Annotated in this window: 1 protein-coding gene; it reads left to right on the top strand. The window is 36.1% G+C overall.

The features are described 5' to 3' along the window. A partial coding sequence (locus tag MJ257_RS24580; protein ID WP_240271799.1) for a hypothetical protein occupies positions 1-810 on the top strand: 810 nt, incomplete at its 5' end. Between the last annotated feature and the right edge of the window lie 157 nt (positions 811-967).

Below are 967 nucleotides of genomic sequence, written 5' to 3'. Positions count from 1 at the left end.
TCCGAAACTGCTGAAAAAACACTACAAAACACAAAAATTTATAAAATACAACGGAGTGATAATATGAGCAGTGCAATATGTTATTGGTGTGGTACGGAAGCTACTTCAATGGAGCATGTCCCACCTAAGTGCCTTTTTCCAGAAGAAAAGGACGTGAAGGACGTATTAAACAAATCATATAGAAATAACTTGATAACGGTTCCTTCTTGTAATGAACATAATATGAATAAGTCAAATTTAGATGAATATCTGATGGCCACTTTAAGCGGTAAAGTAGGTAATAATTTTGTTGCTTACGTTCATACAGCAACAAAAGTTAGCCGTAGTAGAATGCGTAATCCTAAAATAATTAAAGTCGATAAAAGTGCAATATTAAAATTGAAGAACAAAGAATTTCCGGTTCTTTGGATTACTGTTGATACAATAAAGTTAAGACATTCATTCGAGGCTATTACACGAGCTTTATATTTTTACGAAAATAATGAGGTTTTTAAGGGGAGCTGCTTTGTTGTCTCAACATTATTTGATCACGAGGATGATCCTAAAGGAACAGAATTTAACAAAAGATCATCCGCTCTCTTAGAGTCAGAACAAAGACATTGGAAAACAGAATTAAAAGGGAGCAATCCTGATATTTTTACATACCAATTCAGTGAGGTGGATGGATTTAAATGTCAAACGCTATCGATGAATTTTTATGAGGGGACTAGAGTCTTTGTAATATTAAATGGTATGACTGAGGATGAAATAGAGGAAGCTAAACCTAAATTTGCATTTCTCACTGATGCTATATTTGGCGATCTGAATTAATGCATTTGATAGAACATTCAAGATGCCAGCAGAATCGGATAACATCATATTCACGCATCGGGCATTCACCCTCGGTCCGGCAGAAGTAGTTGGCAGAGAAGCAGTTGCAGCCGGACACACTCGACTTCGTCGAGTGTCGTGAATACACAGACGTTAT

It is taken from the genome of Paenibacillus timonensis, from assembly GCF_022427145.1.
Classification (GTDB): Bacteria; Bacillota; Bacilli; order Paenibacillales; family Paenibacillaceae; genus Fontibacillus; species Fontibacillus timonensis.
The sequence above is the reverse complement of the archived record's forward strand: the minus strand, read 5'-3'. Positions and strand labels throughout refer to the sequence as shown.